The organism is Acinetobacter higginsii, from assembly GCF_000369845.1.
Lineage (GTDB): Bacteria > Pseudomonadota > Gammaproteobacteria > Pseudomonadales > Moraxellaceae > Acinetobacter > Acinetobacter higginsii.
This window is the reverse complement of record NZ_KB850217.1, coordinates 25,515-48,369: the sequence shown is the minus strand read 5'-3', so window position 1 is coordinate 48,369 and position 22,855 is coordinate 25,515. Positions and strand designations below refer to the sequence as shown.

The following is a 22,855-nucleotide window of genomic DNA, read 5'->3' as shown; positions in this document are numbered from 1 at the left end:
ACCTTTGCTAAGGATTGCACTGGCCAAGGTATTGGCAAAAGGAGTCGTTATGTCTCAGAAAACCATAGATGTACAAAATTTCATTGATGAAATACCACTGTCAGCTTTGCAAAAGCTAATCATGTGGTTGTGCTTTTTGATTGTTGCAATTGATGGCTTTGATACCGCAGCAGTCGGTTTTATTGCGCCTGCATTGAAAGCCGAGTGGGGCTTGCAACCCACTGATCTAGCACCGTTATTTGGCGCAGGCTTATTTGGCTTAATGGCAGGCGCACTTATTTTTGGCCCTTTGTCCGATAAACTTGGGCGTAAGCCGATTCTGATCGGCTCGGTGATCATGTTTGGCTGTGCCAGCCTATTTGCCGCCTTTTCATCGGACTTGCAAACGCTGATTATTTGGCGCTTTCTCACTGGGCTGGGTTTAGGTGGTGCTTTACCGAATGCCATTACCTTAACGTCAGAATATGCACCGACGTCCCGCCGTTCCAATTTGGTCACCATGATGTTTTGTGGTTTTACCATTGGCTCTGCGCTGGGTGGGATTCTATCGGCACAACTGCTACCACATATCGGTTGGCATGGCATTTTATTGATCGGGGGAATTGCACCTTTATGCACAGTGCCTTTCCTATATTATCTCTTGCCTGAATCGCTGCGGTTTCTGGTTTTGAAACAAAAAAGTGTCAAACACATTGAAAGCATCATTCGTCGTATGGCACCGCATATCACGCAGATTCCAAGTTTGGTCCCGCCTGCAAATGAAGTGGCAAAATCTAGTCTTAAAGACCTATTTAGCAAAGGTCTTGCTTTAGGTACTTTTCTAATTTGGTTTACATTTTTCATGAGTCTGCTGATTATTTATATGATCTCAAGCTGGATGCCGACTTTACTTACCAATGCAGGTTTTAACTTATCCAATGCCTCATGGCTCACCTCGATCTTTCAGATTGGCGGAACAATCGGTGCCATCGTTTTAGGTGTGCTGATGGATAAAATGGATGCGACTAAAATTTTAAGTGCAGCTTATGCTTTTGGTGGTTTGTTCTTGATCTGTTTAGGTCTCGGGATTGAACAGTCCAATACCATATTGCTGATGTTTGCCATGTTTGGTGTGGGTGTGGGGATCAGTGGCTCACAAGTTGGCGCAAATGCCTTTTCATCCAGTTTTTATCCAACACATTGTCGTGCAACTGGCGTGAGTTGGGCCAATGCGATTGGACGTGTAGGGTCTGTTGTCGGCTCTATCATGGGCGGCTGGCTGATGTCATTGAACCTTTCTAGTTTTGCCATTCTTAGCATTCTTGCTATTCCTGCCTTCTGTGCGGCCATTTCATTGTTGCTGATTAAACGCCTTAAAAAAGAACAGCCTGTCGTTGTGACAACGCTAGGCTGAAATTAAAGATATTCCGCATAAAAATAGATTGCTGTGCCAATGGATGGCACAGCACCCAGCGATGGATGATTCCTTCTATGAACCATTTAAATACACAAACTTTAACGCTGAGCCTACTGTTGGTGATGTCAGGAAGCAGTTCGGTGCTATGGGCAGCAGATCCAACCCAAGCTATTCAAGATGAATGGAAATTTAACCTAAAGAATGCCTATCTATATCGGGATTATGACAATCCGAATGCCAAAAATTTTGGTAGTTGGTCGCAAGGGGTTTCTTTATTTTATACTTCAAATTTACACGACACACCTTTAGCGATTGCAGACAAGCCGATTCGTATTGGCGCGGACGCTTCGGTGCAATATGCCGTACGTTTAAGTGCAGATCGGCATGTCAGTGATATGGTGCTGCCCTTTGACTCCAAAACACAATCTCAAGCTGCTGATTATTCAAAATATGGGGCAACCTTAAAATTGGGTTATGACAAAACCTTGCTGAGTATCGGGGAGTTATGGTTGGATTTACCTGTCACCACTTCAGATGCGAGTCGGCAGCTCATTACCTCGTATTGGGGGACGAATTTAAAGTCACAGATTTCGGATCAGCTGTATGTTGAACTGGGTAGAGTGGAAAAAGTATCTCCACGCAATGAGGAGGATTTTCATCGCTTTTCCTTTACCTCCAAAGGCAAAACGGCTTATTCCGATGGCTTAAATTATCTAGATCTACGTTATCAACTGACACCTGCACTGAAAGCTGAATACTATTTTGGCAATTTAGAGGATTTATATAACAAACACTATCTAGGCTTGGAGCATACGTGGAAACAGCCGACTTTTTCACTCAATTCCAAGTTGAAATATTTTAATGCTAAAAATGATGGCAATAATTTTGAGATTGATGCGCAAAATATCGGGCTGTTGGAAATGTTGAAAGTGAACAATCAGAGCTTTGGTTTGGGCTATCAACAGATTGTTGGTAAATCGGCCTATCCTTTACCTGATGGTTTTTTGCCTGAGTTGTATTTTATTAACTGGAATGCCACAGGCTTTTTTAAGCAGAATGAAAAGTCCTATCATTTGATGTATGGCTATGATTTTAAAGACTACGTACCGGGGCTAAATGCCATGGTTAAGTATGTTTATGGTCATGATTTTAGAACCGCCAATGGTGAGAAAAATCATGAAACTGAATCCAATGTCTTGGTCAATTATGCCTTTCAGCAGCCTTATTTAAAGGGTTTTGCCATTCAATATCTGCGTGTTGATTACAAGGTCAAACATGGCAATGACTTTGGTGAAGACCGTTTGTTTGTGAACTATACGAAGCGGTTTTAATCATATTCAAGGTCGTAAAAAAGAGTGTTTGAGCACTCTTTTTTATTGTTTATAAAAGTTATTATGCTGATCTTAGAAATTTTAAACACCTCAATTATCCTTTATTTGACCCTCTTTTTCCAAAAGCAGGTTTTAAATTAAAAGATAAGTTATCTTCAATAAGCTGAAGCACTTCGTTGGTTTCTTTATAAACTCTAATCTCTATTTCATAGACACCCTCAAACCACTTATTTAATCTTAGTGCATAAGTATCATTAGGAGATTGGGTAGTATGTTGACGTAAACGTCCTATTAAATTTGTTGTTGAAGATCCTACATATAAAATTTCTGATGGGCTATTTAATTGAGGACATGCTAAAACTATCTCCTTCTCTTCATTCTCTTTTTTATTTTTATTTCTTTTTCGTTTCTCTGTTTGCTCCTCTTTAAATTTTTTAAACTGATTGAACGTACTGTTGGCATCGCCATTCTTTTCTTTAATGATATAAATTGCTGATGAAATGGTTGATAGATCACTATCATTTTTAAAAATAAATTTTTTAACACAAACTGCTTTTTTAGCAGCCTCACAATTAGCGATCAACTGCTCTAAATAACCTACTTGTTCCATCTCTGTATTTGATCACTAAAAATAATATTTAAATTATAAGCACCTAATGTAAATAAATTAAGCGGTATCCATATCTTTAACATCATTTTGTATAAAACAATATTTTTTCAAATATTTATTTGGTTTATCAATAGTCTAGAACGGAGCAGACTCAAAGACTGCATTTGAAATAAGTCAGATTTTTTGCAACTTGATTCGATACTTGTTACCAAAAAAAGAGTGCCTACGCACTCTTTTTTATTACTTACTCTTCCAAAAGTTCTTTTGAGAAAATAAATAACCCCATAAATATCAAACTATTAAAAATTAAGTTGTATCTTAACTTGATAAAAGATATATTAAGATATATCTTAGAAGTCGTAAATTAAGCAAATATAGAGAAAAATAACAGATGAAACATCAATCCGAGCATTCCCATGATGAAGCCGAAGCGGCTTTATTACATCGAGAACATCACCGAGCCGGTCGCCGTGGTCGCTTATTTGAATCAGGTCGTATGAAACTGTTAGTGCTGCATTTGATTCAGCAAAGCCCTAAACATGGCTATGAAATTATTAAAGAAATTAGTGATCTGGTAGGCGATGGTTATACCCCAAGTGCCGGAACGATTTATCCAACGCTAACCGCATTGGAAGAAATGAATTTGATTCGCGTGCTGGATGCCGAACGTAAGCAATATCAGATTACCGACTATGGCGACAGCTATTTAAAGGAGCAGCAAGACATGCTGTTGGCACTTCTACAAAAGCTGCGACTAAGACGTGAAATCCATAATAATGATCAGCTGATTGATATCCACCGCGCGATGGAAAATCTGAAAACCGCATTGCGTTTAAAGCTGAATATCACAGATTTGCAACAAGAACAGATCCATCAAATTGCGGAAAAAATTGATCAGGCCGCCATCGCAATTGGACGTTTATAAGTTGGGAGCGAAATATGTTAGAGCTACAACAGAAAATCAAACAGGCGGGTCTAAGGGTGACTCATCCACGTATGGCGGTATTGTCTGTGCTGGCACAACAATCAGAAGAGCTTACGGTGAAGCAGATTTATCAACGGTTGAATGAACAGAAACAGCAACTGAGTTTGGCTACAGTGTATCGGGTGGTCAGTGATCTGGTGCAGGCCGGCTTGATTGCCAGTTATCAGTTTCATCGTGCTGAGACCAAGTTTAATTTACCTTCAATCTCTAACGGTCAAGTGCTGCAAATTCGTTGTGCTGATTTAACCACAGCCAAACAGACCGCATTTTTACAGTCGTTGGCTGCAGTATTTCATCAATTTCAAGTCGACCTGATGCAGGTTGAAATTAAAGAGAGTGCTTAAAAGCATCTTGGAGCAGAAGCATGAAACAACATCAATATCATGTCACAGTACAACATCTAAAGGATGCGAAAGGGCAGGTTTCAACTTATAGCGAGCGTTTAGAGTTTTATACAGGCAACCATGACGATATCTTCGAGATTGTCGAACGTTTGAAGAAAGCCGATTTTTTTGATGATCAAACCACCAAATCATTTGCAGTGGGCTTAAAGCTGTTTAGTGAAGTGATGTTGGAAAACAAAGATCATCCTTTATTTGAGACTTTTCTACCTCAGTTTGGTCAGTTTATGAAAAATTTAAAACAGCAAGTGAAGAAAGACAATCCTGAGTAAGGTTGTTTTAGAACAAAGTTCATGATGCGTTCAGTAATAGATTGTTGCATAGATAGTACCCTGTGTATCGTTTATGGATCGTGCTGATGACGTTATAAATTATTAAAATTAACTAAAGATTGTTTTTATTAAAACGAGCTAAAAATGCAAGAATTGAAAGCAAGCCCACGACTGATTGCGAAATTACCCGCGAAGTATGCAGCGTGGATCTTACCGCTGATTTTATCTTTTTTTATGAGTGGGACTTTATCACTCGTTAATCTATGGATGAGAACGGGCTTTATTTCAGGGTTTACCATGATCTGGTTGGAAACATGGATGTTTTCTTGGTTGATCGCTTATCCATTGGTCTTGGTTTTATTGCCTGTGGTACGGCGTTTAACAGGCTTGATTGTCGATATGCAAGCTAAGCCATAAACCTAATGAAGTGGTATTTTATTGAAGGATATTAAGCCTATATCAAGATTGTCTCATGAATAACACTCTGTGTATTACTAAAAGACTATATTGCTGAATGATTGTATTGATAAGATCAAGCTATCAACTCATTGCAATAGCATAGGTAAAAGAGAGCAATATCATGAGCAATAATAACGACTACGATATTTCTGATTCAAAAGACTGCGAAACATATATTAATCAATTCATTCAAGAATTTACCATTCGTTCTGCCGAAATTGGTAAGGGAACCGTGATTAAGCGTGCTCTGCCGAGTCGACAAAAACGCTTGGTCGGAGCATGGTGTTTTCTAGATCATGCTGGGCCTGTGAGTTTTCCAGCGGGTGATGGTTTAGATGTGGGACCGCATCCACACATTGGTTTGCAGACGTTCACATGGATGATTGAAGGCACCATGATGCATACCGATAGTCTGGGCTCAAAACAATTAATTCGCCCGAAGCAAGTCAATTTGATGACGGCAGGTCACGGAATTTCACATACCGAAGTTGCACCTGATACCGAAACCAAAATGCATGCTGCACAGCTTTGGATTGCATTACCAGATGACAAACTGAATATGTCGCCTAAGTTTGAGCACTATCCAGAATTACCGATTGTGAATAAAGATCAGGTTGAATTTACGGTACTGGTCGGAGATTTCCTCGATACAACCTCACCTGTACACGTGCATACCCCTTTGGTGGGTGTGGATCTGACTGCACAAGCTGATACCAAAACCCGTATTCCACTCAATCCAAAGTTTGAATATGCCTTTATGGCTTTAGAAGGCACGGCTCGCGTCAATGGGCATGAGCTGACTGCCGATAATATGGTGGTTTTAGAAACCGGACTCACTGAAATTGAAGTCGAGTTAACTCAAGGTCATCGTCTGTTATTGATTGGTGGTGAACCGTTTGAATCGCCGATTTTACTGTGGTGGAATTTTGTAGGGCGTACCATGGAAGAGTTAAAGCAAGCGCGTGAAGACTGGATTAATCACGATGCTCGTTTTGGGGAAATTCCAGATTACCAAGGTAAACGCCTAGAAGCGCCAGTGTTACCTGATCAAATGAGGGCATCAAAATGAGTATTATTGCCAGTGCAGCAGTCCAGACTTTGCCAGAACCTTGGAAGGGGGCAGTGAAGAGTGGTACGCATCAATTTCTTACCGATAAGCCAGAACAGTTTGGTGGACATGATACAGGTCCTGCACCTTATGATTTCCTCACCACAAGTCTGGCCTCCTGCACCATGATTACCTTGCGAATGTACGCGCAGCATAAGGAAATGGATTTAGGTGAATTTACCGTTGAAGTCGATTTTCATACCAATCGTGAACAGCAGGAACGGATCGAACGCCGTGTAATATTTAAACAACCTGTTTCACAAGATTTAAAAGAAAAGCTTCTCAATGTCTGTAGCAAAACGCCTGTTACTAAAACTTTGTTACGTAGTTTAGACATTCAGACCATGATTCTTTAAGACTAAAGTGCTATTGTGCTTGGGCAAAACATAATTCTAAGCGTAGCTATGAGAGGGACTAAAACCATAGTTACGCAGCTAAAAAGCAGGCACAAAAATGATTACCTTACATTACCTACAATGCTCACGTTCGTTCCGCATATTGTGGGCGTTAGAAGAACTTGGTGTGGATTGCCAAGTTGAGTATTACCAAAGGTCAGCCAGTTACGCAGCGCCAGAAAGCCTTAAACAAATTCATCCTCTCGGTAAAGCACCTATTTTGGTCGATGGGGATGATGTCATTGTTGAATCTGCTGTGATCCTCGATTATTTACAACAGCAGTATGATCTTCAAAGCAAATTTAAACCTCAACAGGCATCTGATCAACGTCAATATTCATACTGGATGCATTATGCAGAAGGTTCATTGATGCCTTTATTGGTCATGACCCTTGTGATGAATAATGTCAGCAAACACGTTCCTTGGGTGATTCGTCCGATTGCGGAAAAAATTACCGATGGTGTTAAAGCCGGCTTTGTCCGCCCACGAGTGAAAGAACATATTTTGTATCTTGAGGATTATTTGTCAAAACATGATTATTTTTCGGGTGATTTTTCTTTTGCTGACATTCAAATGGCTTTTCCACTGATTGCGATTCAGAACCGCTTACATGGTAAGTATCCAAACATTCAGGCTTTTGTACAACGTGTTCAGCAGCGTCCGGCTTTTCAACGTGCTGAACAAGGAACACTGCATTCTCAATGCGCATAAATTTTTAAGCATAAAAAAGGGAACTGATTGTTCCCTTTTTTATTGTGACTCTATTTTTAGCGTTTAATTACAATTGAATCAATGCCGCTATGTTGTAAGGTCTGTTGAGCAGCAAGCGCAGATTCTTGGCTGTCATAAGGTCCAGAGAACACTCGATACCAAGTTTGACCATTTTCAACGCTTTTCACCACATCTGCAGATAAACCATTCAGGATGATTTCTGCACGACGTGCGTCGGCACTGTCTGGGTCAGGGTAGCTACGTACTTGTAAAATATAAGTCGCATGTGCAGGAGCTTGTTCACTTGGGGTGATGCCACTTGGATCTTCTGTTGTTGTGGTTTCAGGTTTTGGTGACTCGATAATCACAACATTACCCTGAGGTTTAGATTCTGGCACGGCTTGCTCAGGAATTGGGGTTACTTGCTGTTGCGGAAGTAAGTCATAAAAGCGGTAGTCTTTATTGGTATTTTCTTCTTCATAGTGTTCAGACGTTACCTGATTTTTTGCAGGAACAGGCTGCCATGGTTGCCAAAGCATGAGCATCACGGCAGCGCACAGGATCGCGAGAACTGCGACAAGCATTCCTAACCACTTTGGAATGAGTGGTTTTTTGGGCTTGTTTGGTCGTTCAGATACACCACGTTGCGTTTTTCCAAACACCAGAAATTCCTCTTGATCCTATTAGGTTATTTGTAACTTGAATCTGCTTAAAAACAAAGCATTATGTTTGAAAATAATGCTTTGTTTACCATATTGTTTAACAATCATGGTTTAAGTTTACATCTGTTTAAGCTTTGATTTACGGGTTGCCGTTTTACCTCAGGCATCGCCTTTGGTCTTGCGACGATGTGCAAAGCGTTGCTTTGCTGTTTTACAGCCCACCTCAAGCATAGCTTTTGGTTTTACAGCCATGTGTGAAGCGTTGCTTTGCTGTTTACATGGTTACTTCGGGCACAGCCCTCCGTCTTGCGACCATGTGTGAAGCTTTCGCTTCACTTTTTACATGGTCTCAGGAGCGGAGACACCGAGTAATTCTAAGCCATTGTGTAAAACTTGCTGTACATTGATTGAAAGCAATAAACGTGCTTGAGTCAGTGCCACATCATCACCCAAAACCTTATGCTCATTATACCAAGCATGGAATAGGGCAGCTAACTCTTTAAGATAGTTACCAATTTGGTGTGGTTCATAGACATTTGCCGCACGGACTAAAATATCAGGATAAGCAGCAAGCTTAGACAGAATTTCTGTTTCAGCATCAAGTTCTAAACGATTGGCTTGCTCGCGCGCTGCAACAGCATCAAAACTGATCCCTGTAGTGGCTGCTTTTTCTAACATACGACAAATACGTGCATGGGCATATTGAATGTAATACACCGCATTGTCCTTGCTTTGTGAAACCGCAAGATCAAGGTCAAAGTCGATGTGTTGTTCAGACTTACGCATCACATAGTAGAAACGTGCGGCATCATTACCCACTTCTTTACGTAGATCACGTAAAGTCACGAACTGACCCGAACGCGATGACATTTGTACCATCTCACCGCCACGCCACAAGCTTACGAACTGAACCAAAAGCACAGTCAATTTCTTCGAGTCATAGCCCATTGCATCAATGGCAGCTTTGACACGTGAAATATAACCGTGGTGGTCTGAACCCCAAATATCAATCAGGTCAGTATAGCCGCGTTGTAATTTATTTAAGTGATAAGCAATGTCAGAGGCGAAGTAAGTGGTTTGACCATTACGACGTTTCACCACACGGTCTTTTTCATCACCAAATTCAGTTGATTTAAACCAGATGTTACCCTCTTTTTCATAGAGGTAACCACGCTGGTCTAATGTCTCAAGCGCTTCGTCAATTTTGTCAGTTAAAGAGTCTTCACTGAACCATTTGTCAAAGGTCACGCCAAAGTCAGCCAAGTCATCTTTGATGTCATCTAAGATGGCATGTAACGCTGCTTGATGGAAAACACGGTAGTCCGCACCCAAGTGTTGTTGTGAGTTTGCGATCAAACCATCAATGTGTTTTTCTTTATCGCCAGAAAGCACAACTTTGTTGCCTTCTGCATCGAGTTCTTCAGCGTATTGAACATCTTCTGGTACATCTTTATAGATGTCAGCAACGGCACGAACGTGTGCATTGCCATCTTTATCAATAATTTCTTGTGCGATTTCTTTGACGTAGTCGCCTTGGTAGGCATTTTTAGGGAAAACTAAAGTTTGTCCCGTCAATTCTAAATAACGTAAATAAGTTGAAGTCGCCAAAATGTCCATTTGACGACCTGCGTCATTGACATAGTATTCACGATCAACGGTTGCACCTGTCGCTTCTAATAGATTCGCAACGGTCATACCATAAGCTGCACCACGACCATGGCCGACATGCAGGCTAGAGGTTGGGTTTGCTGAGACAAACTCGACTTGGATCTTTTTAGCTGCGTTGGCTTGGCTACGACCATAATCATTTTTTTGTGCTTGAATTTGGTCGAGTACCGCGTAGCGTTGGTCAGCATTCAAAAAGAAGTTGATAAAACCCGGACCTGCAATTTCTGCTTTGGTAATGTCAGCGACTTCAGGCAGGGCTGCCAAGATTTTTTCAGCGAGAGCGCGAGGTTTCATACCTGCAACTTTTGAGCCGATCATGGCGATATTTGAAGCAAAGTCTCCGTGACTTCGGTCTTTGGTACGGGTTAAATGGCTCGTGTTGGTCCAATCTGAAGGAAGTACACCTTGTTGTTGCAGGGTTTGTACCGCATGATCGAGAGCTGCTTGTATTGCCGTATTCATAGTTACCGAAAATAAATGTCGCGGAAAAACGACCAATATAGCAAATTTTATCGGCTTAAGGGGAGTGGGATTTGTGCGGAATTAACATATTCACATAAATCTTTTTGGCGTGAGTAGAAATTTGGTGGTCATACAGATGCTATGTCATTGATAAACATAGCATCTGCTGGTTCTAATCTTCTAAAATCTGTTCTAATAATTCATCGCTTGGCGCGAAGTAATAAGCACCATCAATTGCGGTAGTAAAATGCAGCAAGCGATCATGAATGCCATCACCTGTGGTCCCAAACATACGTTTCAGCATCTCGTCAATAATGCTTAAATTGTTGGTGTAAGCGACAAAGAATAAGCCTTGCTCACCTTTGCCATCACCATAAGGCAAGCTGTGACGCAAGATTTCCATTTCCTCACCTTCACCGTCTTCAACGACTGTACGTGCCACATGTGAGTTTTCTGGTTTTACATCATCATCAAGCTCAATTGACTCAAGTTTGGTACGGCCAAACACATGCTCTTGCGCATCAACTTTCAGTTGTTGCCATTTTGCTAGGTCATGGATATAGCGTTGTGCAAAGATAAAGCTACCATCAGCAAAGGCCCCTGCTGTTTCTGGTAGTAATGCTGCTTCGGCACGGTCATCTGGAAATTGCGGATTTTCTGTTCCATCAATAAAGCCTGTCATATCACGGCCATCAAAGAAACGGAAACAAGCACGTTCATCTAGGACTTCGACTTTGTCTTGAATGCCGTTAAAAAAAGCTTGGCTCATGGCAAAACAAATATCTGCACGGGCACTGGCAAGATGAATAAATACATCCGCTGGCACCACTGGCATATTAAACGCACCTTGTTGCGGATCGAGCTGTTTAAAACCTTCAGGTGTTTGCGAATAGAGTTGTGCCCAAAGTTCGGGACCAAAAGCGATGGCTGTTTTAATCTGGTCATTCGGGTGTTGTGTGATCAAACGGTCACGTGTCGAAAGGAGAGCTTCAATCTGTTGTTTTAATTCGGCAATGCTTAGATCTTTTAAACGTAAAACAATAAAGCGGGCGTGGTCAGAAGGTAATGGAAGAATGACAGATTGCGCAGTCATTAAAAAACTCCTTAGTTATTTTTAAGGGGAAAACGATAATTGTGCCTGATGTTGGTTGGGCTGAGTAGTTTATTTAAGAAATTTTATTGCCTAAAAAATCATCGTAACTATTCAATAAAACAGTATAATTCACCTTTTATTGTTCGACGCTGTTGTTATGTCTTTGCAGATTTGGTTTGCTTTTATGTTGGCGTGCTGGGTGATTAGCATCTCTCCAGGCGCGGGCGCAATTGCGTCAATGTCGAGTGGCCTCAACTACGGCTTTCGACATGGCTATTGGAATGTCATTGGTTTACAAGTGGCATTGTTGCTACAAATCCTGATTGTGGCAGCAGGTGTTGGTGTGCTGTTTGCGACTACACCTTTGGCTTTTCAGGTGGTGAAATGGTTTGGCGTCGCTTATTTGGTCTATTTGGCGTATAAGCAGTGGACTGCACCGATTCAGGCGATTGAGATTCGACAGGAACAACCTCAATCAGCGATCGCCTTAATATTGAAAGGCTTTGTGGTGAATATGAGTAATCCTAAAGCCATTGTATTCTTGCTGGCTGTTTTACCGCAATTTCTAGATTTGAGTCGACCGCAATGGCTGCAATACTTAATTATGGCGGTCACGATGGTGACGATCGATCTGATTATCATGGCGGGCTATACCGGACTGGCTTCGAAAGTATTGAGATTGCTTCGCTCACCGACACAGCAAAAATATTTAAACCGTGGTTTTGCGGTGATGTTTAGTGGTGCAGCACTTTTATTAAGTGCGATCCAACAGTCAAGCTGACTGCCTGATTTAGGCAGATTGAGCTTGGCTTTTGAGTTTTTGCGTGATGAAAATAGCGGCAAAGCAAAGTGCCATACACAGAACAATACTTAAGCCTGTAGAAATATTCAGTGCAGCACTCGACCATAGGCCAACCGTAACCCCGAGCTGTGCCAACACAAATGCCCAAACCACCATTTGTTTTGGTGAGTGCGCCAATAAGCGTGCACTCAGGGCTGGAATCACCAGTAAAGCACCCATCAATAATGAACCGACCGCACGTAATGCCAATACGGTAAACAGTGCCAATAACAACATGAAGATCAAACGTTGCCAATTGGCACTGACCCCTTCACTCATGGCGATATCTGGATCAATCGCAATTTGAATCTGCGCTGACCACGAACGATAAAGTACGATTAATGCACCTGCAATCACCACGGCAAACATGGGTAAATCAGCCCACTCGATACTGAGTAAATCACCGAATAAATAGCTAAGCAATTCAGGGCGCAAACTTGGTACTTGTTGAATCAGTAGCAGACCAGAGCAGAGGAGGGTGGCAGAGCTTAAAGCGAGTAATGCATCATTGGGTAGACGCGAATCGTGCAAAACCCACAGCAGAGCAACCAGCAACAGCGCAAGGCAAGCGACACCCAGCCAAAAAGGTAAATTCAGAATCCCTGCAACCGCGACACCCAGTAAGGTGCCGTGTGCCATGGTGTCGGCAAAAAAAGACATTCTGCGCCAAAGCATCAAGCAGCCGAGAGGCGCCGTTAGAAAAACCAGCAGTGACCCCATGATCCAAGCAGGGAGGAGGAGTTGTAACCATTCCATCATGGCTTAGACCTTTGGCTCAGGGTGAATATGTGGGCGTGGATCGTGTGAACACGGTTCGGCATGATCACTATGCCCACAGTGATTGTGATGATGCTGATAGAACATACGTTGGGTGCCAAAAATCGCTTGGTATTCTGGATGCTGTTGAATACTTTCAGGTAAACCACTACAGCAGATATGTTTGTTAAGGCAGACTACGCGATGTGTACCTTGCATCACCCATTGTAGATCATGTGACACCATCAACACAGCACAGCCATAGCGTTCAGGCAAACTGCGGACATATTCATAAAGCTCAGCTTCGGACTGAATATCCAAGCCTTGCATTGGTTCATCTAGTACTAAAATATCGGGTTGACGCAATAAAGCACGAGCCAATAACACCCGTTGCCGTTCACCACCTGAAAGTTGCTGTACTTTGGATGACTGTAATTTTTGAATGCCTGTGTCGCGAATAATCTCTTCGCGTAACGCTTGTTCGCAGACTTCTAGATCAAGTAAATCTTGTACACGTAAAGGTAGGCTCGCGGAAGGGTTAAACTTCTGCGGAACATAGGCCATTTTTAATTTTTTAGAAAAGTGAACTTTGCCTGTATTCGGCGGCATGATACCTAGTAGCACTTTGATCAATGTAGATTTACCTGCGCCATTGGGACCAATCAACGTCACAATTTCTTTTGCCTGCAAGGCAAAATCTACATTTCTTAAAATATCCAGCTCATCACGACGAACTGAGATTTTCTCCAGTTGAATAAGTGGAGTGCTTACTGGCGTGTGCTGCACTGATGACATTTTCCAGAGATTTCAATAATGCTATGTTGCGCTAAAAACTGGTCTGATGACGCAAGTTGATCGAGTTGCTGGATCAAACCTTGTGCTGAGGCTTCTTTCACAGAATGACATTCCGTACAGATCAGAAAAGCCGCTTGATGGCCTTCACGTGGATGACAGCAAGGAATATAGGCATTAATAGATGTAAGTCTATGAATTAAGCCTTTTTCTAATAAAAAGTCTAAAGTACGGTAAACCGTAGGAGGCGCAGCAGGGCGGTCTGCTTGGCCTTTAATTTTAGCCAATAAGTCATAAGCACCCATCGGTGCAGATGCATTTAAAATGAGTTCAAGTACTTCTTTACGTAAAGGTGTCAGACGAGCGCCAGTCGCAGTACATAAAATTTCTGCTTCGGCAAGGCGCGCTTTAATATCGTGATGACCGTGAACACCATGTAAAGCATTGTCATGTTCATGTGAACAAGAACTCATAGATTGACCTCATTGTTTTTGTAGAGCCTATTGAATTTTCACTGACATGAAGTGTCTGAATAGTGTCGCAATAGCCCCGCTATCATAACATGCAATTTATGATAACTATCTATATAAGTTAAATGCACGACGGATAGTGCAGCGAATCTAAAAATAGACATAGGCATTTTTTAACTTTTGTTATATTATAACATGCTTCGCTAAATTGAGTAATGTTGTGATGTCTCGCCTATTTGTCTTGGTCTTGTTTTCGATGTTAAGCACATGGGGCTGGACACAAAGCTTGGTGGTTTCAACACACCCAATTTATCTGATTGCCAAAGAGGTAACAGACGGAGTAGAAGAACCGATTCTGTTATTAAAAGATCAAAGTGGCCATGACGTACAACTCACACCCGCTCACCGTAAAGCGATTCAAGATGCCTCATTGGTGATTTGGCTTGGCAAAGCGCATGAGGCACCGCTTGAAAAGATGCTAAATCAGAACCGTAAAGCGATTGCGCTATTGGATTCAGGCATTTTAACGACTTTACCGCTGCGTAATTTGCGTGGTGCGTCTATGGCGAACACAGTAGATAGTCATGTGTGGTTAGATCCGAATAATGCAGTTCGTATCGCTTTCTTTATTGCAACTTTACGTTCGCAGCAATATCCAGAAAATAAAGCCAAATATATGGCCAATGCCAAAGAATTCTCTCAGCAGATGCTGCAAGCCTCACAACAATATGAAAGCTCTAATAAAGCCAAAAACTATTGGTCTTATCATGATGCCTATCAGTATCTAGAACGTGCCTTGAACTTAAAATTTGCGGGTGCACTAACAGATGATCCACATATTGCCCCAACGGCAGCTCAGATTAAGTACTTAAGAGATAATCGTCCGCAAAATAAAATGTGCTTATTGGCCGAAACGACAGCAAGTGCCAGTCAGTACCAAAAAATGAACCCAGTAGTTTTCCAATCGGTCGATGAAAGCATGCGTGGTGAAGACAATTTTGTAACAGCATGGCAAAAATTGGCTTTAAAAACCGATAAATGCGTAATAAGTGCACAAAATTGATCAAAAAAATAAAAATCAATTGACTCTAACGTCAAAAAATATGGTAACGAAAAAAGCAGACTTAAGTCGAGAAAAGATTGCATGTTCAGGGGTGTAACTCTATAATGCCTGCGATTCGAAACGATCATGATTAAAACTTGTCAAGCAGTTCTGCTGTAAGTGGGTAAAAAATGAGCCAAACTAGTCGCATGATTGACCGACGATTAGCAAAAGCTTTGGTCTTCTTACAAGCATGTATGATTCCTGTTGCCGCTTTACTGGCATGGGCAATGAAAGATACAACTGCTGCTTTGAGTGCTGCGCTTGGGGCTTTGGTATGTTGGTTGGCACATTGTTATTTTGCTTGGCAGTCGTTTAGAACGGCAGGCGCAAGAGCATCAAAACAAGTCATGCTGAATATGTACCGAGGAATGCTCGGTAAGTTTGCGATTGTGATCGTGGGTTTTATATTAATTTTGAGCAATGTTAAACCGCTGTCACCGGTTGCATTGTTTTGTGGATTTATTCTCGTACAAGCGATGTCGTGGGTCGCGCCATTTTGGGTGGCACGTCTACAAAAACGAGGGTAAAACACATTTTGAGATTTTTGGAAGTAGAGGCGGGATCTTTGCCATCCGCTTGATTCGTTTCTACTTCTTTTTAATGATTGACATTGACCAGGTGTGATTTATGGCTGCTGAAGAACATGCCCTGACTTCGACCGAGTATATCAAGCATCACTTGACCAATATGACCTATGGCAAAATGCCTGATGGTACATGGAAATTGGCTGAGACTGCTGAAGAAGCTCATTCGATGGGGTTCACTGCAATTCACTTGGATTCAATGGGTTGGTCTATCGGACTTGGTGTGATTTTCTGTTTGTTGTTTTGGACAGTTGCGAGAGCTGCGAATGCAGGTGTTCCAACTAAATTCCAATCAGCGATTGAAATGATTATCGAGTTTGTTGACTCAAGTGTTCGTGATACTTTCCACGGCAAATCACGTTTAATTGCACCATTGGCATTAACCATTTTCGTGTGGATTTTCCTCATGAACGCAATGGACTTAATCCCTGTTGACTGGATTCCGTATACAGCTCAATTGATTGGTGCAAACGTATTTGGTATGGACCCTCACCACGTTTACTTCAAAGTTGTTCCATCTACTGACCCGAACATTACCCTTGGTATGTCGTTGTCTGTATTTGTTTTAATTTTGTTCTATAGTATTCGTGAAAAAGGGATCGGCGGTTTCGTCGGTGAATTGGCACTTAACCCATTCAACCCAAGTAACAAATTTGCAAAAGCGTTATTGATTCCAGTGAACTTAATTTTGGAATTAGTAACTTTCCTTGCTCGTCCAGTTTCGTTAGCTCTACGACTGTTCGGTAACATGTATGCGGGTGAGTTGATCTTCATCTTGATCGCATTATTGCCGTTCTGGATCCAGTGGGCGTTATCTGTGCCTTGGGCTATTTTCCACATTCTTGTAATCACGCTGCAAGCATTTATCTTTATGATGCTGACCATCGTTTACTTGAGCATGGCAAGCGAAAAGCATTAATGGTATTGCCTAACTATCACCTGATCGTTGGGCTTAAATTTTAGTTTAATTTGGTAATAACCTAACCTCTGAGGAATTTTTCATGGAACTCACTTTAGGTCTAGTTGCAATTGCATCTGCTATCTTGATCGCTTTCGGTGCTTTAGGTACTGCGATTGGTTTTGGTCTTTTAGGCGGTCGCTTCTTAGAAGCTGTTGCTCGTCAACCAGAATTGGCTCCACAACTTCAAACTCGTATGTTCTTAATTGCGGGTCTTCTTGATGCTGTGCCTATGATCGGTGTTGGTATTGGCTTGTTCTTCATCTTCGCTAATCCATTTGTAGGTTAATAGCTTAATTCCTAAATCCACATATTGAGGAATAGCGAAATGAATATCAACCTCACATTGATTGGCCAAGCAATTGCATTTGCGATCTTTGTCGCATTCTGCATGAAGTTTGTTTGGCCTCCACTAATCAATGCGATTAGTGAGCGTCAGCGTAAAATCGCTGATGGCTTAAACGCTGCTGAAAAAGCAAAAGCTGACCTTGCTGATGCGCAAGCACAAGTAAAGGCAGAATTAGACGCAGCAAAAGCACAAGCGGCTCAATTGATCGAACAAGCGAACCGTCGTTCAGCACAATTGATCGAAGAAGCGCGTACCCAAGCATCTGCTGAAGGTGAGCGTATTCGTCAACAGGCGAAAGAAACTGTTGATCAAGACATCAATTCTGCTCGCGAAGAATTACGTCAACAAGTTGCTGCTTTGGCAGTTGCTGGTGCAGAAAAAATTCTGAACCAACAAGTTGACGCAGAAGCTCATAATGCCATGCTGAATCAGCTGGCTGCTAAACTTTAAGCGAGGCGAATATGGCTGAACTCTTGACGTTAGCACGCCCGTACGGCAAAGCAGCATTTGCTTATGCATCTGAGCAGAATGCAACTGACGCTTGGTCAAATGCGTTACAACTGCTCAGTGCTGCGGTGCAAGATGAAGCATTTTCCGCTTATTTAAATCGCCCTGAGCTGACTCCTGCGGAACAAGTAGGTCTTTTTGCCAAGGTTTTAGGTGAAGATCAAACTCAATCAGTGTCTAACTTTTTGACATTGCTTGCAGATAATGATCGTTTAGTTTTATTGCCTGAAATCGCAACAGAATACGAACTACTTAAATCGCAGAACAACAACACATTGGAAGTAGAAATTGAATCTGCTTTTCCAATGGATGCGACACAAGAGCATATTTTAGCTCATGCGCTTGAAAAACGTTTTAACAGAACAGTTCATGTCACTGTTAACGTTAATCCAGCGTTGATCGCAGGTGTTGTGATTCGTGCAGGCGACCAAGTGATAGATGACTCTGCGCTTAACAAGCTTGAAAAAATGCGGACTCGTCTTCTTGCGTAATAGCAAAAAGACTGAACTTAAAAAAGATTGAGGAATAGCGCAATGCAACAACTGAATCCATCCGAGATCAGTGCGCTCATTAAACAGCGTATCGGCGATCTGGACACCAGCGCGACCGCGAAGAATGAAGGTACCATCGTCATGGTATCTGACGGTATCGTGCGCATTCACGGTCTTGCAGATGCAATGTACGGTGAAATGATCGAATTCGACGGCGGCTTATTTGGTATGGCACTGAACCTAGAACAGGATTCAGTGGGTGCCGTTGTTTTAGGTAACTACCTAAGCCTTCAAGAAGGTCAAAAAGCTCGTTGCACAGGTCGTGTATTAGAAGTTCCGGTTGGTCCTGAACTTCTTGGCCGTGTCGTAGACGCTTTGGGTAATCCAATTGATGGTAAAGGCCCAATTGATGCAAAATTAACTGATGCTGTTGAAAAAGTAGCACCAGGTGTAATTTGGCGTCAGTCTGTCGACGAACCTGTTCAAACTGGTTATAAATCAGTTGATACCATGATCCCTGTAGGTCGTGGTCAGCGTGAGTTGATTATTGGTGACCGTCAAACTGGTAAAACAGCAATGGCGATCGATGCGATCATCGCTCAGAAAAATTCTGGCATTAAATGTGTATACGTTGCGATTGGTCAAAAACAATCAACAATTGCAAACGTGGTACGTAAGCTAGAAGAAACTGGCGCTATGGCGTATACAACTGTTGTCGCAGCTGCGGCCGCTGATCCTGCAGCAATGCAGTATTTAGCTCCGTACTCAGGTTGTACAATGGGCGAATACTTCCGTGATCGTGGTGAAGACGCGTTAATTATTTATGATGATTTGTCTAAGCAAGCTGTTGCTTACCGTCAAATTTCATTACTTTTACGTCGTCCACCAGGTCGTGAAGCGTATCCAGGTGACGTATTCTATCTTCACTCGCGTCTTCTTGAACGTGCTTCGCGCGTTTCAGCTGATTATGTTGAGAAGTTCACGAACGGTGCAGTAACTGGTCAAACTGGTTCTTTAACTGCGTTACCGATCATTGAAACTCAAGCTGGTGACGTATCTGCATTCGTACCAACCAACGTAATTTCGATTACTGACGGTCAGATCTTCTTAGAAACATCATTATTCAACGCAGGTATTCGTCCTGCTGTGAACGCGGGTATCTCTGTATCTCGTGTTGGTGGTTCTGCTCAAACGAAGATCATCAAAAAATTGTCTGGTGGTATCCGTACTGCTTTAGCGCAATACCGTGAATTGGCTGCGTTTGCTCAGTTCGCTTCTGATCTTGATGAAGCAACTCGTAAGCAACTTGAGCATGGTCAACGTGTAACTGAGTTAATGAAGCAAAAACAATATGCTCCTTACTCAATTGCTGACCAAGCTGTTTCTGTTTATGCATCTAACGAAGGCTATATGGCTGACGTAGAAGTGAAGAAAATCGTAGACTTTGATGCTGCGTTAATTTCTTACTTCCGCTCTGAACAAGCTGCGTTAATGCAACAGATCGATGAAACTGGTGATTATAACAAAGACATCGAAGCAGCAATCAAATCAGGTATTGAAAGCTTCAAAGCGACTCAAACTTACTAATTTTAGCAATAGCTAAAACTTTAGTTAAGTTTGGTTCACGGATCAACCTTCGGAAGCTCGCAAGAGCTTTCGAATACTAGGTTAAGCGTATGGCAAATTTAAAAGAAATTCGCGCCAAAGTAGCTAGTATCAAGAGCACGCAAAAGATTACTCGCGCGATGCAAATGGTAGCTGCTTCTAAAATGCGTCGTGCGCAAGAGCGCATGGCTCAGGGCCGTCCGTATGCCGATAATATGCGCCGTGTAATTGCTCACTTAGTCCAAGCAAACCCTGAATACAAACACCGTTATATGGTTGAGCGCCCAGTTAAGCGCGTTGGCTATATTGTGGTGTCTTCAGATCGTGGTTTGGCAGGCGGCTTAAACATTAACTTGTTTAAGAAAGTTGTGCAGCATGTCAAAGCACAACAAGAGCAGTCAATTGAAGTTGAATTTGCTTTGATTGGTCAAAAAGCGGTTTCGTTTTTTAAGAGCTACGGCGGTAAAGTGCTCGGTGTGACCACTCAGTTGGGTGATACACCAAGTTTGGAACAGTTAACGGGCTCAGTGCAAATTATGCTTGATGCATTTGATAAGGGCGAATTAGATCGTATCTACCTCGTATCAAATGGCTTCATCAATGCAATGACACAACAGCCTAAAGTAGAACAACTCGTTCCTTTAGCACCAGCAGAAGAGAGTGATGACCTTAACCGTACTTATGGTTGGGATTACCTCTATGAACCAGAAGCAGAAGAATTGTTAAATGGTTTGTTGGTCCGCTATATCGAGTCTATGGTTTATCAAGGTGTGATTGAAAACATCGCCTGTGAGCAATCTGCACGTATGGTCGCTATGAAAGCAGCGACTGACAATGCAGGCGATCTCATCAAGAGCCTACAACTCATTTATAACAAGCTGCGTCAAGCCGCGATTACTCAGGAAATTTCCGAGATCGTTGGTGGTGCCGCTGCCGTTTAACATTATTTTTGAATTGAGGAGACAGCAATGAGTAGCGGTCGTATCATTCAGATCATCGGCGCGGTTATCGACGTCGAGTTTGAACGTAATAGCGTTCCTAAGATCTATGAAGCTCTCCAAGTTGATGGTACTGAAACGACTTTGGAAGTTCAGCAACAGCTTGGTGATGGTGTAGTTCGTACTATCGCAATGGGTTCTACTGAAGGCCTTAAACGCGGTCTTAACGTGACTAGCACTGGCGCACCGATTTCTGTTCCAGTTGGCCCAGCTACGCTTGGTCGTATTATGGACGTTTTGGGTCGCCCGATTGATGAAGCGGGTCCTGTAGCGACTGAAGAGCGTTTGCCGATTCACCGTCAAGCCCCTTCTTATGCTGAACAAGCAGCTTCTACTGATCTTTTAGAAACTGGTATCAAAGTCATCGACTTACTTTGCCCGTTTGCGAAAGGTGGTAAAGTTGGTTTATTCGGTGGTGCGGGTGTTGGTAAAACCGTTAACATGATGGAGTTGATCAACAACATCGCGAAAGCTCACTCAGGTTTATCTGTGTTTGCTGGTGTTGGTGAGCGTACTCGTGAGGGTAACGACTTCTATCACGAAATGAAAGATTCTAACGTTCTTGACAAAGTAGCAATGGTCTACGGTCAGATGAATGAGCCGCCAGGTAACCGTTTACGCGTAGCGTTAACTGGTTTGACCATGGCTGAATATTTCCGTGATCAAAAAGACGAAAATGGTAAAGGTCGTGACGTATTATTATTCGTCGACAACATCTACCGTTATACACTTGCGGGTACTGAAGTATCAGCATTGTTAGGTCGTATGCCATCTGCAGTAGGTTACCAACCGACACTTGCAGAAGAAATGGGTGTTCTTCAAGAGCGTATTACGTCTACTAAGTCTGGTTCGATCACTTCGATCCAAGCTGTATACGTACCTGCCGATGACTTAACAGATCCATCGCCTGCGACAACATTTGCTCACTTAGACGCAACAGTTGTATTGAGCCGTGACATCGCATCTTCTGGTATTTATCCAGCGATCGATCCACTTGACTCAACTTCACGTCAGTTAGATCCATTGGTTGTTGGTGCTGAGCATTATGAAATTGCACGTTCTGTACAGAACGTATTGCAACGTTATAAAGAGCTTAAAGACATCATCGCAATCTTGGGTATGGACGAGTTAGCAGAAGAAGATAAATTGGTTGTTTACCGTGCGCGTAAAATCCAACGTTTCTTCTCTCAACCATTCCACGTAGCTGAAGTGTTTACTGGTGCGCCTGGTAAATTAGTACCGCTTAAAGAAACGATTCGTGGCTTTAAAGGTCTATTAGCTGGTGAATACGATCACATCCCAGAACAAGCGTTCTATATGGTTGGTGGTATTGACGAAGTGATTGCTAAAGCTGAGAAACTCTAATTTAAGGAGATCATCTCATGGCGACTATGCAATGTGATGTCGTAAGTGTTAAAGAGTCAATTTACTCTGGACAAGTTACGATGTTAATCGCAAAAGGTGCGGGCGGTGAGCTTGGTATTTTACCAGGGCATGCACCACTCGTAACTTTACTCCAACCGGGCCCGATTCGTGTTCAGTTGGAAAATGGTACAGAAGAAATCGTTTATGTATCTGGCGGTGTGTTAGAAGTTCAACCTCATGTTGTTACCGTACTTGCAGATACTGCAGTTCGTGCTGACAATTTAGATGAAGCTGCAATTTTGGATGCTCGTAAACAAGCTGAAGCATTGCTAGCAAATCAAAAGAGTGACTTGGACTCTGCTGCTGCACTTGCATCTCTATCTGAGATTGCAGGTCAGCTCGAAACGATTCGTAAGATGAAAAACCGCGCATTGTAATTTGCAGGTTTGACATAAAAAAGCCACCGTAAGGTGGCTTTTT

Annotated in this window: 27 protein-coding genes; 20 read left to right on the top strand and 7 right to left on the bottom strand. The window is 42.3% G+C overall.

Features of this window, described 5'->3' with window-relative positions; genetic code table 11:
- The first annotated feature begins 49 nt into the window (after window positions 1-49).
- Both F885_RS06325 and F885_RS06330 read left to right on the top strand, forming a co-directional pair.
- The gene (locus tag F885_RS06325) at window positions 50-1,393 is read left to right on the top strand and encodes an MFS transporter (RefSeq protein WP_005319752.1); all 1,344 of its coding nucleotides are present in this window, start codon (window positions 50-52) and stop codon (window positions 1,391-1,393) included.
- 125 nt (window positions 1,394-1,518) lie between these two features.
- Window positions 1,519-2,727: an OprD family outer membrane porin gene (locus F885_RS06330; RefSeq protein WP_407636632.1), complete on the top strand. Its 1,209-nt coding sequence runs from the start codon at window positions 1,519-1,521 to the stop codon at window positions 2,725-2,727.
- 94 nt (window positions 2,728-2,821) lie between these two features.
- Here the strand turns inward: F885_RS06330 and F885_RS06335 are convergent, their stop codons facing one another.
- On the bottom strand, window positions 2,822-3,337 hold the full coding sequence (locus tag F885_RS06335) for a hypothetical protein (RefSeq protein WP_005319746.1): 516 nt from the start codon (window positions 3,335-3,337) through the stop codon (window positions 2,822-2,824).
- A 391-nt stretch (window positions 3,338-3,728) separates the two neighbouring features.
- Between F885_RS06335 and F885_RS06340 the strand changes: the two genes are divergently transcribed.
- The 7 genes from F885_RS06340 to F885_RS06370 all read left to right on the top strand — a co-directional run bounded on the left by F885_RS06340 (window position 3,729) and on the right by F885_RS06370 (window position 7,669).
- Window positions 3,729-4,262: a PadR family transcriptional regulator gene (locus tag F885_RS06340; RefSeq protein WP_005319744.1), complete on the top strand. Its 534-nt coding sequence runs from the start codon at window positions 3,729-3,731 to the stop codon at window positions 4,260-4,262.
- A 14-nt stretch (window positions 4,263-4,276) separates the two neighbouring features.
- The gene (locus tag F885_RS06345; RefSeq protein WP_004801940.1) at window positions 4,277-4,666 is read left to right on the top strand and encodes a Fur family transcriptional regulator; all 390 of its coding nucleotides are present in this window, start codon (window positions 4,277-4,279) and stop codon (window positions 4,664-4,666) included.
- A 20-nt stretch (window positions 4,667-4,686) separates the two neighbouring features.
- The gene (locus F885_RS06350) at window positions 4,687-4,995 is read left to right on the top strand and encodes a DUF3861 domain-containing protein (RefSeq protein WP_004801943.1); all 309 of its coding nucleotides are present in this window, start codon (window positions 4,687-4,689) and stop codon (window positions 4,993-4,995) included.
- 144 nt (window positions 4,996-5,139) lie between these two features.
- Window positions 5,140-5,412 carry a DUF2798 domain-containing protein gene (locus F885_RS06355; RefSeq protein ID WP_004801944.1) on the top strand — a complete coding sequence of 91 codons (273 nt, stop codon included), beginning with the start codon at window positions 5,140-5,142 and terminating at the stop codon, window positions 5,410-5,412.
- Window positions 5,413-5,575: 163 nt separating this feature from the next.
- A complete protein-coding gene (locus F885_RS06360; protein WP_004801952.1) occupies window positions 5,576-6,523 on the top strand; it encodes a pirin family protein in 948 nt (315 codons plus the stop codon).
- Window positions 6,520-6,918, top strand: coding sequence for an OsmC family protein (locus F885_RS06365; RefSeq protein WP_004801954.1), 399 nt, complete (start codon window positions 6,520-6,522; stop codon window positions 6,916-6,918). The genes F885_RS06360 and F885_RS06365 overlap by 4 nt, the downstream gene beginning before the upstream one ends.
- Window positions 6,919-7,015: 97 nt before the next feature.
- Complete coding sequence (locus F885_RS06370; protein ID WP_005319738.1) at window positions 7,016-7,669, top strand: glutathione S-transferase family protein; 654 nt, start codon at window positions 7,016-7,018, stop codon at window positions 7,667-7,669.
- 56 nt (window positions 7,670-7,725) lie between these two features.
- Here the strand turns inward: F885_RS06370 and F885_RS06375 are convergent, their stop codons facing one another.
- From F885_RS06375 to F885_RS06385, 3 genes are all read right to left on the bottom strand, one after another.
- Window positions 7,726-8,331, bottom strand: a complete 606-nt coding sequence (locus F885_RS06375; RefSeq protein ID WP_005319736.1) for an SPOR domain-containing protein — start codon at window positions 8,329-8,331, stop codon at window positions 7,726-7,728.
- Window positions 8,332-8,670: 339 nt separating this feature from the next.
- Window positions 8,671-10,461 (bottom strand): arginine--tRNA ligase, encoded by a 1,791-nt coding sequence (gene argS, locus F885_RS06380; protein ID WP_005319734.1) that lies wholly within the window; start codon window positions 10,459-10,461, stop codon window positions 8,671-8,673.
- A 172-nt stretch (window positions 10,462-10,633) separates the two neighbouring features.
- Window positions 10,634-11,554, bottom strand: a complete 921-nt coding sequence (locus F885_RS06385) for a Dyp-type peroxidase (protein WP_005319731.1) — start codon at window positions 11,552-11,554, stop codon at window positions 10,634-10,636.
- Window positions 11,555-11,711: 157 nt separating this feature from the next.
- On the opposite strand from F885_RS06385, the gene F885_RS06390 reads away from it, so the two are divergent.
- On the top strand, window positions 11,712-12,335 hold the full coding sequence (locus tag F885_RS06390; protein WP_005319728.1) for a LysE family transporter: 624 nt from the start codon (window positions 11,712-11,714) through the stop codon (window positions 12,333-12,335).
- A gap of 9 nt (window positions 12,336-12,344) precedes the next feature.
- Here the strand turns inward: F885_RS06390 and znuB are convergent, their stop codons facing one another.
- From znuB to F885_RS06405, 3 genes are read right to left on the bottom strand one after another with little or no spacing between them, the layout of a single operon-like run.
- A complete protein-coding gene (gene znuB / locus F885_RS06395) occupies window positions 12,345-13,154 on the bottom strand; it encodes a zinc ABC transporter permease subunit ZnuB (RefSeq protein WP_004801966.1) in 810 nt (269 codons plus the stop codon).
- A 3-nt stretch (window positions 13,155-13,157) separates the two neighbouring features.
- On the bottom strand, window positions 13,158-13,946 hold the full coding sequence (znuC, locus tag F885_RS06400) for a zinc ABC transporter ATP-binding protein ZnuC (protein ID WP_005319724.1): 789 nt from the start codon (window positions 13,944-13,946) through the stop codon (window positions 13,158-13,160).
- Window positions 13,919-14,416, bottom strand: a complete 498-nt coding sequence (locus tag F885_RS06405; RefSeq protein WP_004801969.1) for a transcriptional repressor — start codon at window positions 14,414-14,416, stop codon at window positions 13,919-13,921. The genes znuC and F885_RS06405 overlap by 28 nt, the downstream gene beginning before the upstream one ends.
- Before the next feature lie 220 nt (window positions 14,417-14,636).
- Between F885_RS06405 and F885_RS06410 the strand changes: the two genes are divergently transcribed.
- From F885_RS06410 to F885_RS06455, 10 genes are all read left to right on the top strand, one after another.
- Window positions 14,637-15,476, top strand: coding sequence for a metal ABC transporter substrate-binding protein (locus tag F885_RS06410; protein ID WP_005200703.1), 840 nt, complete (start codon window positions 14,637-14,639; stop codon window positions 15,474-15,476).
- Window positions 15,477-15,646: 170 nt separating this feature from the next.
- A complete protein-coding gene (locus F885_RS06415) occupies window positions 15,647-16,045 on the top strand; it encodes an ATP synthase subunit I (protein ID WP_004801974.1) in 399 nt (132 codons plus the stop codon).
- Between the two features lie 100 nt (window positions 16,046-16,145).
- Complete coding sequence (atpB, locus tag F885_RS06420) at window positions 16,146-17,021, top strand: F0F1 ATP synthase subunit A (RefSeq protein WP_004801976.1); 876 nt, start codon at window positions 16,146-16,148, stop codon at window positions 17,019-17,021.
- 82 nt (window positions 17,022-17,103) lie between these two features.
- Window positions 17,104-17,349, top strand: coding sequence for a F0F1 ATP synthase subunit C (gene atpE / locus F885_RS06425; RefSeq protein WP_000424060.1), 246 nt, complete (start codon window positions 17,104-17,106; stop codon window positions 17,347-17,349).
- Between the two features lie 39 nt (window positions 17,350-17,388).
- A complete protein-coding gene (locus tag F885_RS06430) occupies window positions 17,389-17,859 on the top strand; it encodes a F0F1 ATP synthase subunit B (RefSeq protein WP_004801977.1) in 471 nt (156 codons plus the stop codon).
- 11 nt (window positions 17,860-17,870) lie between these two features.
- Entirely contained in the window at window positions 17,871-18,407 is a 537-nt protein-coding gene (locus F885_RS06435; protein ID WP_004801979.1) for a F0F1 ATP synthase subunit delta, read from the top strand.
- Window positions 18,408-18,449: 42 nt separating this feature from the next.
- Complete coding sequence (gene atpA, locus F885_RS06440) at window positions 18,450-19,994, top strand: F0F1 ATP synthase subunit alpha (protein ID WP_004801981.1); 1,545 nt, start codon at window positions 18,450-18,452, stop codon at window positions 19,992-19,994.
- 89 nt (window positions 19,995-20,083) lie between these two features.
- Window positions 20,084-20,953 (top strand): F0F1 ATP synthase subunit gamma, encoded by an 870-nt coding sequence (gene atpG / locus F885_RS06445; RefSeq protein ID WP_004801983.1) that lies wholly within the window; start codon window positions 20,084-20,086, stop codon window positions 20,951-20,953.
- A 27-nt stretch (window positions 20,954-20,980) separates the two neighbouring features.
- Window positions 20,981-22,375, top strand: a complete 1,395-nt coding sequence (gene atpD / locus F885_RS06450; RefSeq protein WP_004801985.1) for a F0F1 ATP synthase subunit beta — start codon at window positions 20,981-20,983, stop codon at window positions 22,373-22,375.
- Window positions 22,376-22,392: 17 nt separating this feature from the next.
- Window positions 22,393-22,812 carry a F0F1 ATP synthase subunit epsilon gene (locus tag F885_RS06455; RefSeq protein WP_004801986.1) on the top strand — a complete coding sequence of 140 codons (420 nt, stop codon included), beginning with the start codon at window positions 22,393-22,395 and terminating at the stop codon, window positions 22,810-22,812.
- The last annotated feature ends 43 nt before the right edge of the window (window positions 22,813-22,855 follow it).

Bases quoted from the DNA above. Each gene is read 5' to 3' on its own strand.
- F885_RS06385 (WP_005319731.1), bottom strand. From the start codon at position 11,554: ATGACTGCGCAATCTGTCATTCTTCCATTACCTTCTGACCACGCCCGC.
- F885_RS06405 (WP_004801969.1), bottom strand. From the start codon at position 14,416: ATGAGTTCTTGTTCACATGAACATGACAATGCTTTACATGGTGTTCAC.
- F885_RS06370 (WP_005319738.1), top strand. From the start codon at position 7,016: ATGATTACCTTACATTACCTACAATGCTCACGTTCGTTCCGCATATTG.
- F885_RS06350 (WP_004801943.1), top strand. From the start codon at position 4,687: ATGAAACAACATCAATATCATGTCACAGTACAACATCTAAAGGATGCG.
- znuB (WP_004801966.1), bottom strand. From the start codon at position 13,154: ATGATGGAATGGTTACAACTCCTCCTCCCTGCTTGGATCATGGGGTCA.
- F885_RS06340 (WP_005319744.1), top strand. From the start codon at position 3,729: ATGAAACATCAATCCGAGCATTCCCATGATGAAGCCGAAGCGGCTTTA.
- F885_RS06355 (WP_004801944.1), top strand. From the start codon at position 5,140: ATGCAAGAATTGAAAGCAAGCCCACGACTGATTGCGAAATTACCCGCG.
- F885_RS06360 (WP_004801952.1), top strand. From the start codon at position 5,576: ATGAGCAATAATAACGACTACGATATTTCTGATTCAAAAGACTGCGAA.
- atpE (WP_000424060.1), top strand. From the start codon at position 17,104: ATGGAACTCACTTTAGGTCTAGTTGCAATTGCATCTGCTATCTTGATC.
- atpG (WP_004801983.1), top strand. From the start codon at position 20,084: ATGGCAAATTTAAAAGAAATTCGCGCCAAAGTAGCTAGTATCAAGAGC.
- F885_RS06330 (WP_407636632.1), top strand. From the start codon at position 1,519: ATGTCAGGAAGCAGTTCGGTGCTATGGGCAGCAGATCCAACCCAAGCT.
- F885_RS06415 (WP_004801974.1), top strand. From the start codon at position 15,647: ATGAGCCAAACTAGTCGCATGATTGACCGACGATTAGCAAAAGCTTTG.
- F885_RS06390 (WP_005319728.1), top strand. From the start codon at position 11,712: ATGTCTTTGCAGATTTGGTTTGCTTTTATGTTGGCGTGCTGGGTGATT.
- F885_RS06410 (WP_005200703.1), top strand. From the start codon at position 14,637: ATGTCTCGCCTATTTGTCTTGGTCTTGTTTTCGATGTTAAGCACATGG.
- atpD (WP_004801985.1), top strand. From the start codon at position 20,981: ATGAGTAGCGGTCGTATCATTCAGATCATCGGCGCGGTTATCGACGTC.
- F885_RS06345 (WP_004801940.1), top strand. From the start codon at position 4,277: ATGTTAGAGCTACAACAGAAAATCAAACAGGCGGGTCTAAGGGTGACT.
- F885_RS06325 (WP_005319752.1), top strand. From the start codon at position 50: ATGTCTCAGAAAACCATAGATGTACAAAATTTCATTGATGAAATACCA.
- F885_RS06335 (WP_005319746.1), bottom strand. From the start codon at position 3,337: ATGGAACAAGTAGGTTATTTAGAGCAGTTGATCGCTAATTGTGAGGCT.
- znuC (WP_005319724.1), bottom strand. From the start codon at position 13,946: ATGTCATCAGTGCAGCACACGCCAGTAAGCACTCCACTTATTCAACTG.
- F885_RS06365 (WP_004801954.1), top strand. From the start codon at position 6,520: ATGAGTATTATTGCCAGTGCAGCAGTCCAGACTTTGCCAGAACCTTGG.
- atpA (WP_004801981.1), top strand. From the start codon at position 18,450: ATGCAACAACTGAATCCATCCGAGATCAGTGCGCTCATTAAACAGCGT.
- argS (WP_005319734.1), bottom strand. From the start codon at position 10,461: ATGAATACGGCAATACAAGCAGCTCTCGATCATGCGGTACAAACCCTG.
- F885_RS06435 (WP_004801979.1), top strand. From the start codon at position 17,871: ATGGCTGAACTCTTGACGTTAGCACGCCCGTACGGCAAAGCAGCATTT.
- F885_RS06430 (WP_004801977.1), top strand. From the start codon at position 17,389: ATGAATATCAACCTCACATTGATTGGCCAAGCAATTGCATTTGCGATC.
- F885_RS06455 (WP_004801986.1), top strand. From the start codon at position 22,393: ATGGCGACTATGCAATGTGATGTCGTAAGTGTTAAAGAGTCAATTTAC.
- atpB (WP_004801976.1), top strand. From the start codon at position 16,146: ATGGCTGCTGAAGAACATGCCCTGACTTCGACCGAGTATATCAAGCAT.